This window comes from Butyricicoccus porcorum (assembly GCF_051246315.1).
Classification (GTDB): Bacteria; Bacillota; Clostridia; order Oscillospirales; family Butyricicoccaceae; genus Butyricicoccus_A; species Butyricicoccus_A porcorum.
Map to the genome: position 1 here is coordinate 543,953 of NZ_CP178353.1, position 16,052 is coordinate 560,004.

The following is a 16,052-nucleotide window of genomic DNA, read 5'->3' on the forward strand; positions in this document are numbered from 1 at the left end:
CGGTCTTTTTCGCGGTCTTTTTCGCGGTTTTTTTCTGATTTTCCGCCGTATGGCTTATTCTGTCCCGCGCAGCCAGACCGTCTGCCCACTGTGCAGGAAAAACAGCGCACACGCCTGCACCGGCCTGCCGAACACCTCCTCCGCCGCGCGTCGGTAGGCGGACAGCTGGGCACGGTATTGCTCCGCACGTTCACGCACCCGGCTCTTCGGCACGCGGTCGGTCTTGAAATCGAGCACCAGAAGACCGTCTTTGGTTTCAATCAAGCAGTCGATAACGCCCTGCATGAGCACGCGCTCCTCCGGGAAATCCACAGCCTGTGGATAGTAGTCTCCCGCCGGGACGAGCACGGAAAATTTAAACTCGCGGTGCACCGCCTGCGCGCCCTTCAGCTCCCGGTAGAGGTCAGATTCAAAAAAAGCGGCGATGTTGTCCATCCGAATGGCATCTGCCTGCGCGTCGCTCAGAATATGCCGTTCCCGCAGGCGTTCGCGCTCGGCGGCACGCCCTTCCGCACTCTCGCAGCGGGCAAAATCACAGAACTGCAAAAACAGATGGTGCGCCGTCCCGATTTCCGACGGCGTCAACCCGCGCGCGTCGCGGTCAAAGAACGGACGCCGCAATTCGGTACTGTACTTTGGCGGCTGGGTATCCTCCTGCGCCTCCTGCGCGCGAAAGGAGTCGGTGATGGCGGTCGCCGTCAGCTTGGACGGCAGATCGCTGAGTACATCGGCGGCATATGGGCGCAGCACAGGCGCCTCCAACCGTTCGCTCTCCGCAAATGTCCCGTGTACCTCTGCCAGCTCGACGCCTTCCTGCCGTCGATACGGCACCAGGCGCACGGCAAAGCAGTCAGGTGCGTACACATCCAGCTCCGGCGGCTGGGAACACAGTGCGCGCAGCTGCGTGGCATTTGGATGGCGCATCAGCGGCACGCACAGCCACAGCGCATACTGATTTGCGCCCGCCAGCGCATACGGCGGAATCGGGTCGAGCGACGCAATCGCCGCCCATTTTTCCGCCTGCTTCGCCGTATCACGCACTGCGCACGTACAGATGAGCTTTTCCTTTGCGCGCGTCAGTGCGACATACAGCACGCGCAGCTCCTCGCTCACCATTTCGCGGCGCAGCGCACACGCCATCGCCCGCCGGTCGAGCCCGTCGTACTGGATGCCGCGCGCCATGTCGCGGCAGCGCATGCTGATCCCCATGCGCTCGTGCAGCAGCACAGGCTTGTGCAGGTCGAGCTCGTTAAACTTTTTTGCACAGTTTGCCAGAATGACAATCGGGAATTCCAGTCCCTTGGATTTGTGAATCGTCATGATGCGCACCATGCCTGCGGCTTCCTCGCTGTCCGGCACAGTCAGCGTGCCGCCGGTCTCGCGCAGCTCCCGCAAAAAACGCACAAAGGCAAACAGGCCGCGGCTGCCGCCGCGCTCAAACGAGCCCGCCAGCTCAGTCAGCGCCGTGATGTGGTGCTGTCGTGCGCGTCCGCCCGGCATCGCGCCAAAAATACCCATTGCACCTGTGCTGTCCACAATATGCCACAGCAGCTGGCGCACCGGCACATCCGCCGCAAACAGGCGCAGCTCTTCCAGCTGTTCCAGAAACGCGCGCGCCTTTTCGTTTGTCTCCGCCGACGCGCGCATCGCAGTATAAAAATCACTGTCGCGGTCAGCCAGCCGAATCTCTGCCAGTTCCTGCTCGGTAAAGCCCGCCAGCGGCGAAGTCAGCGCCGCCAGCAGCGGCACATCCTGCCGCGGGTTGTCCACAATTTCCAACCACGACACCAGCGTATGCACCTCCGGTGTGTCCAGCATGTCGTCCGGCGCATCCGCGCCCGCCGGAATGCCGCATTCACTCAGCGCCTTCTGGAAAACAGGCGCCTTGTTTTTTGCAGAGCGCAGCAGGATGACAAAGTCCTCCGGGCGGCAGGGGCGCAGTTCTCCCGTCTGTTTGTCGGTCACGCGGAAGCCGCCCTCCAGCATCTCCCGGATGCGCCCGGCACAGTAGTCCGCCTCCTGTCGGATGGCCTCCGGCGCGTCCTCATCGTCCGTCTGTGTCTCGAGCAGGCAGACCTCCGTGCGGTAATCATCCGTGCCTTCCGGGAACGACGCGCCGACATGCAGCGCTTCGCGGTCAGTGTAATCCAGATCGCCCAGCTGTTCGCTCATCAGGGCAGAAAACAGGAAATTGACGCTGTCAAGCACCTGTGGGCGCGAACGGAAGTTTTTGGAGAGCACGACACGGCGCGGCGCGGCATCGGTGACATCCTCCGCATCGCGGTACGCCAGATATTTTTGCAGAAAAATCGCTGGATTGGCGAGACGGAAGCGGTAAATGCTCTGTTTGACATCGCCGACCATAAAGATGTTTTTTTCCTCATCGCTGACTGCGCGAAAAATCGCGTCCTGCACCGCATTGGTATCCTGGTATTCGTCGACCATGATTTCGGAAAAATGCATGTCGTTGGCCAGTTGGGTCGGCGCACCGTCCGCATCGGTCAGCAGTTCGACCGCGAAGTGCTCGAGGTCGTTGAAATCCACGACACCGCGCCGCAGCTTCTCCTGCTGGTAGGCATCCATGAACGCCTGTACCGTATCGCACAGCGCGCACACGGCGGGTGCCATCATGTCCATATCCAGCCGGACTTCTTCCTCCGTCATGCACAGCACACTGTCCATCAGCTCAAATGAAATTTCCTTCCAGGTTTCGCGTGCCTGCTTGAGCCGATCGAGAAATGCCTTGTCCTCATAGCCGCGCACGGCGCCCAGCCGGGCACGGCTGCGCCGCACCTCACGGCACTGCTGCACCGCTGCATTCCATGCACCGTCCTCAACCAGCGTGAGCAGCGTGCGCGCGGCGTTTACATCGTCCTGAAAGGCCGGTTCATATTTGACACGCACATCTTCCGCACCCTGCATTTCATCCAGCGCATTTTCCAACGCGGCAATCGCATATTGAATGCGCCCTTTTGCGGTATCCAGCAGCTCGCGTCCCCAGTCGGTATCTGCCAACCGGTCAAACGGGCGCACAAACTGTTCCCGATAGCCCGCCAGTACGCGCGCCGGATGCGGCGATGCCTGCAAATTGCGGAAGGTCTCCAGCACAATATCGCTCAGCCGCTTATCATCGCGCCCCGCGCTGAGAATGTCGACCAGTGCGGCAAAGCCGTCCTCTTCGCGCGCATACTGCGCTTCGAGTACATCCTCCAGCACATCTGCCTGCATCGCCGCCTGTTCACTCTCATCCGCCGTGCGGAAATCCGGCGGCAGGCCCAGTTCGTGGAAATGCTCGCGCAGCAGGCTCATGCAGAACGCATGCACTGTCGTGATTTTCGCACGGTGCACCAGCATCAGCTGGCGCCGCAGGCGCACATCGCGCGGATGCTGTGCCGCGAGCGCAGTCAATGCATCGGCAATTTTGCCGCGCATCTCGCTCGCCGCGGCTTTGGTAAATGTGACAATGAGAAATGAATCGATGTCACACGGGTTGTCCGGGTCGGTCACACGCTGCAAAACGCGTTCAACCAGCACGGCGGTCTTGCCCGAACCGGCTGCCGCCGAAACCAGCAGTGTACCGCCGCGGTTGGAAATCGCCGCCTGCTGTTCCGCTGTCCAGTTAACGCCCATGTCCATCCTCTCCTTCCAATTCGCGGTCAATCTCCTGCCAGAAGTCCTCCGGCTTGATCTTGGCGATGTTGTGTGGCTTATCGCCCAGCTTTGCGTCAAAGCGGCACACAGCGCGGTACGGACACCAGGTACAGGCGTCCTCCGTCGGGCCGCGCCGCACCGGGCGTGCATCCATTTTGCCTTCCATCAGCTCATGCCCCATGCTGCGCAGGATGTGCCGAATATGCTTGCTCAGCTTGCCCAGCTGCTCCATGCTCGCAAGACTGTTCTGGCTCGCCGCCGACATGCCTCCCTTTTTCAGGTAGCCAATCGGCAGAAATTCGCCGTCCTTTGTGATGCCGTGTTCCATCGCCTCGATCACTTCGGGGTCATCCAACAACAGGCCGGAACGCCGCAGCTGTTTGCGCCGCAGCTGCTCGATGGTTTCCTCATCCGTGCCGCGCGGTGCATTGACCAGTGCACTGCGCGTCGGGATATACAATGCGCCCGCCGGAACGATTTCATCGATTTGCTGTGCCAGCTTTGCGCGGTAGCGCTCCGTCCCATGCTTCTGGATGGCAAACAGATACAGCAGCAGCTGAACATTCAGCCCATACCACAGATCGGACAGCTCAAATTTTTTCTGTCCGCTCTTATAGTCCATGACGCGCACATACAGCGTGCCGTCCTTGATATAGCCGTCAACGCGGTCAACCTTGCCGTTCAGCTCCAGCCTGCCATCCGGGCTGTCAATGGCAATCGGCGGCAGATCTCCGCCGCGTGAAAAGTCCAGCTCGAAGTCAATCGGCTCGAAATCCGAACGCTCCATTTCATCCAGCAGATTGTCGAGAATTTCATCCAGCATGCGCACCAACCGCCGGAACAGGTGGCGGAACCGTGCGGAATGCTGTTCCAGACCACCCAGCGCGGTCTCGACATATACCTGTGTCCATTTCTTTGCCATGGCATGCACATCATCACGCGCAGGCGCACCTGTGCCGCCCTGCTCATGCAGGTCATGCAGTGTATGCTCCAGAACATAGTGCAAGAAGGTACCGGTTTCCGGCGCGTCGAATGCCGCGCGGCGGCGCTCCTTCGCCCGCAGACCATACCGCAGGAAATAGGCGTATTCACAGCGATAAAACGCATCGACACGCGATGCGGTAACGCGCAGCCGGTTTCCATACAGCGCATGGATGGTATCGGATTGTGTCAGCGGGCCGCGCACGGATTTTTCCTGTGGGATAATCGGAACCGGAGAGGCCGCAAGCGCAGCCTGTGCCGCCGGGGAGACATCGCGCGCCGCACCGCGGCACGCCAGATCAAAGCGCGGGCGCTCCGCTTCCAGCCGGTAACGCTGTTCCAGCCCGCTCTCATTGGTCTCCGGCACGCCGTGCAGCAAATGCCGCACGGTGCCGATCAGATACGACGGGCGCATATCGCCATCCCCGCCGACTGTGCACCACGACAGCAGCAATGTTTTGGACGCCGATGCAAACACACGATACACCGCCGCCTGTTCGCGCACCATGCGATCTTCTCCGGTTTCCAGCTCGACCGACAGGCCGAGCAGCATCTCGCGGTCGCTGTCGGACAGAATACCGCCGCTCTCGCCCGCATCCGGCAGCACACCGTCGTTCACGCCGAGCACAATCAGATGCGGAATACCGGTGTGACACACGCGGTCAATCGAGCCACAGGTCACACGGTCGAGTGCGACCGGAATTGTCCCGACGTCATACTCTGCGAGCACCAATGTGAACAGCGAAACAAACGTATCGGTTTCCATCTGTCCCTCTCCCTGCACCCAGGCAAACTGCTCCATTGCCTGGATCAGAATTTCCCACAGCTGGCGATATTCCTCCGCCGTCTGCAAGCGTCCGGCATCCTCATGCAGTTGTGCGCGCGCCGCAATGCTGTCCGCCGCGCCCAGCTGTTCCAGAAACGTATACAGTGCCTGTACATACTGCGTCGCAGTCTCCGCCTGATTCAGTCCATCTTTTAATGTGATTAACGGCTGAACTGCGCGTTCGCGCAGCTCATTGAGATGCACAAGCACCTGCTGTGCTTTGTCATCCATCACGCCGCCAAAGCCGTCCGGATTACCGGTAAACGGCTGCTGCCATGCCGTGCCGCGAATGCGCCAGAACAGCACATAATTTTCCAGCTCATCGCATTCATCTGCTGTCAGCCCGGCAAAACCGGTCTTCAAATAGGCAAACATATCCTCATATCGCCAGCCGCCTGTAACGGTACGCAGTGCCGCGCCGACCAGCGCGAGCACCGGTTTTTGCAAAATATCATGCTTTTCGCTCAAAAACACCGGAATATCATAGCGGTCAAATACCAGCTCCAGAATGGGCGCATATTGCTCAAAATTGCGCGCCGTCACAACAATATCACGCCGTCTGGCGTCTGTTTCGCGCAGCAGCTGCCGGATATACGCCGCGGCAAATTCACACTCGGAAAATAAATCTCCCGCTGCATGCAGTTGTACGCTTTCACCATCACTCTCAAACTGTCGGGCAGGCGCTTCCAACGCATACCGCTCCAGTACCGCCAGATCAGACGGGCGCGGCATGCCGCTGTCCTCCTGTATGGTCAGCTCAAATGAATCGCCACATCGTCCGGCAAATGCGCGCAGCCGTGCCGTCGCTGCATGTGCCTCCGGAAACAGCTCCGGCTGCTTTGGATCACCGGTCAGCGCAACCGTCACAGGTATCTTTTGACGGAGCAAATACGCCAGAATTTCCAGCTCCTGCTTGTTAAAGCTGTCAAAGCGGTCGAGGTAGACCTCTGTATGTTCAAACAGCGTGCTGTCCGGCAGGCGTTCCGCCACACGCGTCAACTGATCGCGCGGATCAGGCAACTGCTCTTCTGTCATTGTATCATATACCATGGCAATCTCGCCCAGATCACGCAGCTTGTCGGACAAATGTCCCTCCGCTTCCTCTGCTGCCCGCAGCATATCCTCTGCTGAAACACAGCTGCATTTCATCTCATCCAGCACGCGCAGCAGATCGCGCAGAATATCTGGCTTGCGCGTGGCCCCGCCATACACTGTCAGTGCGTCAGAAGCGCGCCGTGCCGCTTCATATAGCACCAGCAGCCGACCCGCCGGTGTGAGTACCGTATCCGCCAGTCCGCCCGCTTCAGAAAACACGCGGTTGGCAATCCGCCGAAAGGTCAACACTTCAGCAAACCGCGAGCCGGTATTTCCGGTTTGCTCCGCCAGCATGCGCTCATATTCATGCGACGCCAGCTCCGGCACAATCAAAATCTGCCGTTTTCCGCTGGATTCCCTCGACGCAATGCGCCGCAGGATTGCAGTCGTTTTTCCGCTTCCCGCGCGTCCCATCAACAGTTCCATCATCAATTCACCGCCATTTCTTTGCTGTACACAGTATACCAGAACCACACACAAAAAAGAAGGTGAAGAAAATTCCCAAACTATGCAAACACAAAAAAAGCAACCGAATCTCTCGGTTGCTTTGCTGGAGCGGATGACGAGGCTCGAACTCGCTACCTCCACCTTGGCAAGGTGGCGCTCTACCAGATGAGCTACATCCGCAAATATTGGTGCCTCCGGGCGGAATCGAACCACCGACACGGGGATTTTCAGTCCCCTGCTCTACCAACTGAGCTACAGAGGCAAAGGGTCTTTCTGCTGCTCATCGCAACAAAAAGAGTATCGAAAACGCCATTTTTGATGTGTGGCGTGAAGAACACCGCACTTTTGCAGTGCTTGTATAGTATAAAACATGGTCGCGGAAAAGTCAAGAACTTTTTTCGACTTTTTTCAATTTTTTGTATTTCTGGAAATATGTCTGATATCCAGCCCCTTGTCATCCTACCCGAAACATGGTATCATAGCAACATATCACAATAAATAACAAGCAGGAGGCATCCATGAAAGCATTCTCTGTTTCCGAGCATTTGTACAAAGCAGCATCCATCCTCGAATTGTTCATTGGCATTTGTGTCCTTATGCTGTGTATTGTTTGCGGACTGGGTATGATCGTGCCGTTCGAGCCTTTGCACAGTCTGGGCAATGCTACAACCTTCCAGGCCGGGCTGGGCAATGCCAGTTACATCATCATCGGCGTCGAATTCATCAAGATGATCGCCAGCCACAAGGTTGAATCCGTTCTGGATATCATCGCCTTTGCCCTGTCGCGTGAAATGATTGTCCACGAAACCACACCGCTGGAAAATCTGCTGACCGTAGTTGGCGTGGCATTGCTGTTTTTCATCCGCAGGTTCCTGAACACAGCTCCTCAAGAGCAATCTGAAAAAGAAGAACTATCTCAGTGCAAATAAACCACCAAAGTCCGCTTTTCAGCGGACTTTTTGTTATATAAAGTCCGAAAAGTCGCATCAATGCTGCTGGTTTTAAAAACGTCTTAAATCAACATTTTCTTCCGATTTAAGCGCCCAAACGTATGAAAAGAGCCTGATTTCACACGAAATCAGGCTCTTAATGGAGCTGCTAAGCAGATTTGAACTGCTGACCTCATCCTTACCAAGGATGCGCTCTACCGACTGAGCTATAGCAGCATTGGCGACCCAGAACGGGCTCGAACCGTCGACCTCTAGCGTGACAGGCTAGCGTTCTAACCAACTGAACTACTGGGCCAAAATGGCAGGGGCAGAAGGGATCGAACCCTCGGCACGCGGTTTTGGAGACCGCTGCTCTACCAGCTGAGCTATACCCCTGTATAAGCAAGCCGAGTTTTGCAGCCAACCGCTTCCTTTTGCTCTCTTTCCCTTTTGCAATAAAAGAAAAATAAGTGGTGGGCCTTCGGGGACTCGAACCCGGGACCGACCGGTTATGAGCCGGTTGCTCTAACCAACTGAGCTAAAGGCCCATAATCAAAATGGTCTGTATATGATTTTCGCCGTCACATAACTCTATTATATGACGGCGAACAATCTTAATGGCTCCTCAAGTTGGACTCGAACCAACGACCCTGCGGTTAACAGCCGCATGCTCTACCAACTGAGCTATTGAGGAATATCGAAGCGATCTGATTTCTCAGATCGCTTTTGTGTAGGCATCGACCTATCTTCCCAGGCCGTCGCCAGCCAAGTATTGTCGGCGTAAATGAGCTTAACTACCGTGTTCGGAATGGGAACGGGTGTACCCTCATCACAAAAAACACCTACTATCTTTTCCTTTAAAGAAAAGACCTTTGTTACTATAACACATTATCTGCGTTATGTCAAGAAAAAATTGGTGACCCGTGGGAGAATCGAACTCCCGTTTACGGCGTGAGAGGCCGTCGTCTTAGCCGCTTGACCAACGGGCCATTTCCACACACCGTATTTATCGGTGTCCAGAAAGAAGTGGTACACCATCGGGGACTCGAACCCAGGACCCACTGATTAAGAGTCAGTTGCTCTACCATCTGAGCTAATGGTGCATTTCGTCAACTTTTTCTCGTGAGTTTTGCATTATCTGCGCCCTCAAAACTGAACAGCAATACTCGTGACAGAAGCTTTTTCCGAGTTTACCCAAATCATAATTCAGGTCAAGCCCTCGACCTATTAGTATCAGTCCGCTGCATACATTACTGTACTTCCACTCCTGACCTATCAACCACATCGTCTACGTGGGGTCTTACTTCCGAAGAATGGGAAATCTTATCTTACGGGGAGTTTCACGCTTAGATGCCTTCAGCGTTTATCTCGTCCATACTTAGCTACCCAGCTATGCCCTTGGCAGAACAACTGGTGCACCAGAGGTATGTCCATCCCGGTCCTCTCGTACTAAGGACAGCTCCGTTCAAATTTCCTACGCCCGCAACAGATAGGGACCGAACTGTCTCACGACGTTCTGAACCCAGCTCGCGTACCGCTTTAATTGGCGAACAGCCAAACCCTTGGGACCGAATTCAGCCCCAGGATGCGATGAGCCGACATCGAGGTGCCAAACCTCCCCGTCGATGTGGACTCTTGGGGGAGATCAGCCTGTTATCCCCAGGGTAGCTTTTATCCGTTGAGCGACGGCATTTCCATTCACATACCGCCGGATCACTAACTCCAACTTTCGTTCCTGCTCGACCCGTCAGTCTCGCAGTCAGGCTCGTTTTTGCGTTTACACTCACTGCACGATTTCCATCCGTGCTGAACGAACCTTTGAGCGCCTCCGTTACTCTTTAGGAGGCGACCGCCCCAGTCAAACTGCCCACCTGACAGTGTCCCCCGACCAGATTCATGGCCGCAGGTTAGAATTCCAATATTCCAAGAGTGGTATCCCAAGGTTGGCTCCACAAATGCTGGCGCACTTGCTTCCAAGCCTCCCACCTATCCTGTACATGAAATATCGAAATCCAATATCAAGCTACAGTGAAGCTCCATGGGGTCTTTCCGTCTAGTTGCGGGAAACCGGCATCTTCACCGGTACTACAATTTCGCCGGGCTGGCTGTTGAGACAGTGCCCAAATCGTTACGCCATTCGTGCGGGTCAGAACTTACCTGACAAGGAATTTCGCTACCTTAGGACCGTTATAGTTACGGCCGCCGTTTACTGGGGCTTAAATTCAATGCTTCGATTGCTCTAACATCTCCTCTTAACCTTCCAGCACCGGGCAGGCGTCACCCCCTATACGTCATCTTTCGATTTAGCAGAGAGCTGTGTTTTTGCTAAACAGTCGCTTGGGCCTTTTCACTGCGGCCTCTTCTCAGAGGCGCCCCTTATTCCGAAGTTACGGGGCCAATTTGCCGAGTTCCTTAACAACCATTCTCCCGTTGGCCTTAGAATACTCATCCCATCTACCTGTGTCGGTTTGCGGTACGGGCACCTGGACAATACACTGAGCTTTTCTCGCCTCTCACGCCGTCTGCTTCCCTACTATATTTCGGTCCCTTACGCCCGGGCAACCATCGCCCGGGTCAGACTTAATGAAAGTGTCCCTCAGCTTAACATCTTCGGTGGTTACGGAATATCAACCGTATGTGCATCGACTACGCCGTTAGGCCTCGCCTTAGCTCCCGACTAACCTTGGGCGGACGAACCTTCCCCAAGAAACCTTAGATTTTCGGCCATTATGATTCTCACATAATTCTCGCTACTTATTCCGGCATTCTCACTCGTATGAAGTCCACGTGTCCTTCCGATCACGCTTCACCCCGCATACGACGCTCCCCTACCCAATGTTTCAAACATTGCCCGAGCTTCGGTTGAATACTTAGCCCCGTTAAATTTTCTGCGCAAAATCACTCGACCAGTGAGCTATTACGCACTCTTTGAATGAGTGGCTGCTTCTAAGCCAACATCCTGGTTGTCTTAGCAATTTCACATCATTTTCCACTTAGTATTCATTTGGGACCTTAGCTGCGGATCTGGGCTGTTTCCCTTTTGACCATGCGACTTATCTCACATGGTCTGACTGCCATGAACCAATTATCCGGCATTCGAAGTTTGATAGGGTTCAGTAACCTCGCGGCCCCTAGCCCATTCAGTGCTCTACCTCCGGTAATCTATCATAACGCTAGCCCTAAAGCTATTTCGGGGAGAACCAGCTATATCCGAGTTCGATTGGAATTTCTCCGCTATCCACAAGTCATCCCCGGCCTTTTCAACGGACGTGGGTGCGGCCCTCCATTGCGTCTTACCGCAACTTCAGCCTGCTCATGGATAGGTCACCCGGTTTCGGGTCTAATACATGTAACTAATTCGCCCTGTTCAGACTCGCTCTCGCTGCGGCTCCGTGACTCCAGTCACTTAACCTTGCTACATACATTAACTCGCCGGACCGTTCTACAAAAAGTACCCGATCACACATGAACGTGCTCTCGGTGCTTGTAGGCACAAGGTTTCAGGTTCTCTTTCACTCCCCTCCCGGGGTCCTTTTCACCTTTCCCTCACGGTACTGCTTCGCTATCGGTCACCAGGTAGTATTTAGGCTTGGATGATGGTCCACCCGTCTTCCCACAGGGTTCCTCGTGTCCTGTGGTACTCTGGATACTGCTAGCGTGCTTCCGATGTCGCTTACGGGGCTGTCACCCTGTTTCGCCGCTCTTCCCAAAGCGTTCAGCTATCTTTCACACTACATATTGCAGTCCGAACCCCTGAGATATTGCTACCTCAGGTTTGGCCTCTTCCGCGTTCGCTCGCCACTACTAGCGGAATCTCTGTTGATGTCTCTTCCTCGCCCTACTTAGATGTTTCAGTTCAGGCGGTTCCCCACTCATACCTATTTGATTCAGTATGAGCTGCATGAGCTTCTCTCATGCGGGTTTCCCCATTCGGAAATCTTGGGATCAATGCTTATTTGCAGCTCCCCCAAGCTTATCGCAGCTTGTCACGTCCTTCATCGGCTCCTGGTGCCAAGGCATTCCCCTTGCGCCCTTTACAGCTTGACCAGCTGTAAGACCTGATCCGGTCAGATCAGGAATTATTTTAGTAACTTAAGATTGTGAGTAATCTCGGTTATCTTTTGTTATAGCTAATTTGTAGTAGTACTTTCGTACTTTCGCCACAATTGGATCGTTAAAACCTTTTATTTCAGTTTGCTTTTCGCAATTTCCCAGAATAACAATTTTAATTTCCTATTGTTGCTTTGTCGTTTTCTCGCTGTTCAGTTTTCAAGGTGCAGAGTTTAACATCCTTTGGGATGTTAGTGGTGGGCTTAAATGGACTCGAACCATCGACCTCACGCTTATCAGGCGTGCGCTCTAACCACCTGAGCTATAAGCCCATATGAAAGGAAATCAATATCAGCAAAAGAATTGTTCTTCTTTTGCTTACCTTTCTTCTTCTATAAAAAGAAAAGTAAGTGGTGGAGATGAGGAGAATCGAACTCCTGACCCCCTGCTTGCAAGGCAGGTGCTCTCCCAGCTGAGCTACACCCCCATATGAAATTGATTTCCTTTTGTAAGGGCATTATGCCCTCTAAATTAAACAACGTTCGTTTGAATAACTCATTCCTGAATTGACCTAGGAATTTACAAAGCTCTGTTTCAAGCTTCATGGTCTCCTTAGAAAGGAGGTGATCCAGCCGCACCTTCCGATACGGCTACCTTGTTACGACTTCACCCTAATTACCAGTCCTGCCTTCGGCCGCGTCCTCCTTGCGGTTAGACTACGGACTTCGGGCATTACCGGCTCTCATGGTGTGACGGGCGGTGTGTACAAGGCCCGGGAACGTATTCACCGCGGCATGCTGATCCGCGATTACTAGCAATTCCGACTTCATGCAGGCGGGTTGCAGCCTGCAATCTGAACTGGGACAGCTTTTAGGGATTTGCTCTGCCTCACAGCTTTGCTTCCCTCTGTATGTCTGCCATTGTAGTACGTGTGTAGCCCTGGTCATAAGGGGCATGATGATTTGACGTCGTCCCCACCTTCCTCCGTTTTGTCAACGGCAGTCTCGCTAGAGTGATCAACTAAATGTATCAACTAACAATAAGGGTTGCGCTCGTTGCGGGACTTAACCCAACATCTCACGACACGAGCTGACGACAACCATGCACCACCTGTCACCGCTGTCCCCGAAGGGAAAGGCATATCTCTATGCCGGTCACCGGGATGTCAAGACCAGGTAAGGTTCTTCGCGTTGCTTCGAATTAAACCACATACTCCACTGCTTGTGCGGGCCCCCGTCAATTCCTTTGAGTTTCAACCTTGCGGTCGTACTCCCCAGGTGGGATACTTATTGTGTTAACTGCGGCACGGAAGGGGTCAATACCTCCCACACCTAGTATCCATCGTTTACGGCGTGGACTACCAGGGTATCTAATCCTGTTTGCTCCCCACGCTTTCGCTCCTCAGCGTCAGTTAATGTCCAGCAGGCCGCCTTCGCCACTGGTGTTCCTCCTAATATCTACGCATTTCACCGCTACACTAGGAATTCCGCCTGCCTCTCCATCACTCAAGACCAGCAGTTTTGAAAGCAGTTCCGGGGTTAAGCCCCGACATTTCACTTCCAACTTACCAGCCCGCCTACTCGCCCTTTACACCCAGTAAATCCGGATAACGCTCGCTCCCTACGTATTACCGCGGCTGCTGGCACGTAGTTAGCCGGAGCTTATTCATCAGGTACCGTCACTTTCTTCGTCCCTGATAAAAGATCTTTACAATCCGAAGACCTTCTTCGATCACGCGGCGTTGCTGCGTCAGGGTTTCCCCCATTGCGCAATATTCCCCACTGCTGCCTCCCGTAGGAGTCTGGGCCGTGTCTCAGTCCCAATGTGGCCGTTCAACCTCTCAGTCCGGCTACTGATCGTCGACTTGGTGGGCCGTTACCTCACCAACTATCTAATCAGACGCGAGCTCATCTTTCAGCGGATTGCTCCTTTGGTATCTCGCAGATGCCTGCAAAATACGTTATGCGGTATTAGCGACCGTTTCCAGTCGTTATCCCCCTCTGAAAGGCAGATTGCTCACGCGTTACTCACCCGTCCGCCACTAAGCACAAAAACCGAAGTCTCAGTGCTCCGTTCGACTTGCATGTGTTAGGCACGCCGCCAGCGTTCATCCTGAGCCAGGATCAAACTCTCTAAAAATTGTATTATCACGAGCAAAGCCCGTTATAATCAAATTTCAGCTTTAAGCTGGCTTGCTGTTGTTTTTTATACCGGAGTTACAGCTTCCGGTGGTCTTCTGAGTATAAACTTCAAAAGAATTTCAGGTTTGTAATTCGTTCAAACTTGCGTTGTTTAATTTACAAGGTACAATGCTTTCCGCTGTTCGCCTTTCAGCGTAGCAGCTTATTTATTATATCATCTCACCAGAGGTTTGTCAAGAACTTTTTTCATTTCTTTTTTCAAACTTGATTCGATTGTTTCGCCGATCTCTCAGCGGCAACTCATTTAGTTTAACACATTCAAACCACTTTGTCAAGCACTTTTTTGCCTCCCGGCCAGTAATCTCAACAAATTCTTCGGTTTTTCGTGTCGCTCTCGTTGAGTGCCTGAATAGGATACCATTTTTTTCGACCGTTGTCAACAACTATTTTCAAATTTTCTTGAAATACTTCGACGGGTAACCCATCACCCGTTTGAATACCTGTGGATAAAGGAAGTCACGTTCGAATGGCGCACGGAAACCGCACGTTGATGCGCAAAGGCTCCTTTGTTGGAGGGAGCCCTTTTTTATTCCGGATACACCAGCTTTTCCGGTGTCCAGTCGGCGAGCACACTGCGCATTTTCTCAGCCATGCGCTTTGCGCCCTCGAGATCGTGCGACAGATAATTGCCGCATTCTTCCTTTGCGGAACCTGGAATGGTGCCTTCAAACTCGCAGACGAACTGCATCGTCTCGCGCACCAGTGCAATCGCTGTTTCCTGCGTCATCGTGTCGCGCACGAGGAAATAAAAACCGGTTCGACAGCCCATCGGACCGCAGTATACAATGGCATCGCTGTATTTCGTGTTGCGCACATAGGTCGCAAACAGGTGTTCAAATGTGTGCAGCGCAGGCGGATCAAGGTATTCACCGTGGTTCGGCTTTACCATGCGGATATCATAGGTGATGACATCGCCGTCCACGCGGGATGTATACATTCCCTCAGTGAGGGTATCATGGTTGATGCAAAAGCTCGCAATTCGTTTCATATTTCTGCTCCTGACGTTTGGTTTTTTCTTCATTATACGGATTCGCATTGACGAATGCAACCCCGCTTTTTATAATAGGTACAGCAGCAAAATTTACCGCAAAGAAAGGAACACTACCTATGAAATGGGGAATTCTCGGCGCACTGGACGCCGAAATCGAACTGATCCGCAAGCACATGGATATCAAAAACGAAACGCCGCTGTTCGGCACAGTCTTCTATGAGGGAACGGTGTCCGGGCACGAAGTTGTGCTCGTCTGCTGCGGCGTCGGCAAGGTCAATGCCGCCGTCTGCGCTGCGACCGTCTGTGACAAATTCGGCGCGGACTGCATCGTCAATGTCGGCATTGCGGGCGCCATGGCACACGGCCTGCACATCCTCGATGTCGTCATCAGCAGTGAGACAGGCTTCCACGATCAGGATGAAGTCATGCTGAAATACTATCCGCAGCGCGCGTTTTTCCCGGCGGATGAGGCGCTTGCCGCACTGTGCGTGCGCGCCTGTGAGGCGCTTCCGGAAATGGAAGGCCGTTACCGCCGTGGCCGCATTGTCTCCGGCGACAAATTCATCAGCGATGCACAGACCAAGCAGGCGATCAACGAACGCTTTGCGCCCGCCTGTGTCGAGATGGAGGGCGCCGCAATCGGACATGCGGCCTTCATGTTCGATAAGCCGTATCTGGTCATCCGCACCATGTCGGATGCCGCCGATGACAATGCCGATGAGAGCTATGACAACTTTATCGGGGATGCCGCACGCACCTCTGCCACACTGATTCTGAAGATGCTGGAGCTGTCCGACGCGGAAACAGCACCATTCCGCGGTTGAACCGCTCCGCAAAGTGTGTTACACTGATACCATTCCAGAAACAGTGAAGGAGACTCT

5 protein-coding genes, 11 tRNA genes and 3 rRNA genes are annotated in these 16,052 nt (G+C 54.1%); 2 read left to right on the forward strand and 17 right to left on the reverse strand.

All coding sequences use genetic code 11. The features are described from left to right. Positions 1–54: 54 nt before the first annotated feature. From addA to ACLM7Z_RS02610, 4 genes are all read right to left on the reverse strand, one after another. Entirely contained in the window at positions 55–3,630 is a 3,576-nt protein-coding gene (addA, locus tag ACLM7Z_RS02595; RefSeq protein WP_435645559.1) for a helicase-exonuclease AddAB subunit AddA, read from the reverse strand. After that, positions 3,620–6,982, reverse strand: a complete 3,363-nt coding sequence (locus ACLM7Z_RS02600) for a PD-(D/E)XK nuclease family protein (RefSeq protein WP_435645560.1) — start codon at positions 6,980–6,982, stop codon at positions 3,620–3,622. The genes addA and ACLM7Z_RS02600 overlap by 11 nt, the downstream gene beginning before the upstream one ends. A 122-nt stretch (positions 6,983–7,104) precedes the next feature. Next, positions 7,105–7,180 (reverse strand) — tRNA-Gly (locus ACLM7Z_RS02605). Between the two features lie 6 nt (positions 7,181–7,186). Continuing rightward, positions 7,187–7,262, reverse strand: a tRNA-Phe gene (locus ACLM7Z_RS02610). A gap of 256 nt (positions 7,263–7,518) precedes the next feature. On the opposite strand from ACLM7Z_RS02610, the gene ACLM7Z_RS02615 reads away from it, so the two are divergent. Continuing rightward, positions 7,519–7,929, forward strand: coding sequence for a hypothetical protein (locus ACLM7Z_RS02615; RefSeq protein ID WP_435645561.1), 411 nt, complete (start codon positions 7,519–7,521; stop codon positions 7,927–7,929). A gap of 161 nt (positions 7,930–8,090) precedes the next feature. Here the strand turns inward: ACLM7Z_RS02615 and ACLM7Z_RS02620 are convergent. From ACLM7Z_RS02620 to ACLM7Z_RS02680, 13 genes are all read right to left on the reverse strand, one after another. Continuing rightward, positions 8,091–8,166, reverse strand: a tRNA-Thr gene (locus ACLM7Z_RS02620). A gap of 2 nt (positions 8,167–8,168) precedes the next feature. Continuing rightward, positions 8,169–8,245: transfer RNA gene (locus ACLM7Z_RS02625), tRNA-Asp, on the reverse strand. 4 nt (positions 8,246–8,249) lie between these two features. Next, a tRNA-Trp gene (locus ACLM7Z_RS02630) sits at positions 8,250–8,325 on the reverse strand. Positions 8,326–8,400: 75 nt separating this feature from the next. Next, positions 8,401–8,477 (reverse strand) — tRNA-Ile (locus ACLM7Z_RS02635). 70 nt (positions 8,478–8,547) lie between these two features. Further along, positions 8,548–8,623: transfer RNA gene (locus ACLM7Z_RS02640), tRNA-Asn, on the reverse strand. A 35-nt stretch (positions 8,624–8,658) separates the two neighbouring features. After that, positions 8,659–8,775, reverse strand: a 5S ribosomal RNA gene (rrf, locus tag ACLM7Z_RS02645). Positions 8,776–8,843: 68 nt separating this feature from the next. Then, positions 8,844–8,918: transfer RNA gene (locus ACLM7Z_RS02650), tRNA-Glu, on the reverse strand. A 38-nt stretch (positions 8,919–8,956) separates the two neighbouring features. Next, positions 8,957–9,032, reverse strand: a tRNA-Lys gene (locus tag ACLM7Z_RS02655). A 104-nt stretch (positions 9,033–9,136) separates the two neighbouring features. Next, a 23S ribosomal RNA gene (locus ACLM7Z_RS02660) occupies positions 9,137–11,976 on the reverse strand. A gap of 258 nt (positions 11,977–12,234) precedes the next feature. Next, positions 12,235–12,311, reverse strand: a tRNA-Ile gene (locus ACLM7Z_RS02665). Between the two features lie 79 nt (positions 12,312–12,390). Beyond that, positions 12,391–12,466, reverse strand: a tRNA-Ala gene (locus ACLM7Z_RS02670). Between the two features lie 129 nt (positions 12,467–12,595). Beyond that, positions 12,596–14,118, reverse strand: a 16S ribosomal RNA gene (locus ACLM7Z_RS02675). Together the 16S, 23S and 5S rRNA genes with 9 tRNA genes alongside form the textbook arrangement of a ribosomal RNA operon. Before the next feature lie 588 nt (positions 14,119–14,706). After that, positions 14,707–15,168: an S-ribosylhomocysteine lyase gene (locus ACLM7Z_RS02680; RefSeq protein WP_087016529.1), complete on the reverse strand. Its 462-nt coding sequence runs from the start codon at positions 15,166–15,168 to the stop codon at positions 14,707–14,709. 119 nt (positions 15,169–15,287) lie between these two features. On the opposite strand from ACLM7Z_RS02680, the gene ACLM7Z_RS02685 reads away from it, so the two are divergent. Then, on the forward strand, positions 15,288–15,995 hold the full coding sequence (locus tag ACLM7Z_RS02685; RefSeq protein ID WP_087016531.1) for a 5'-methylthioadenosine/adenosylhomocysteine nucleosidase: 708 nt from the start codon (positions 15,288–15,290) through the stop codon (positions 15,993–15,995). Positions 15,996–16,052: the final 57 nt, after the last annotated feature.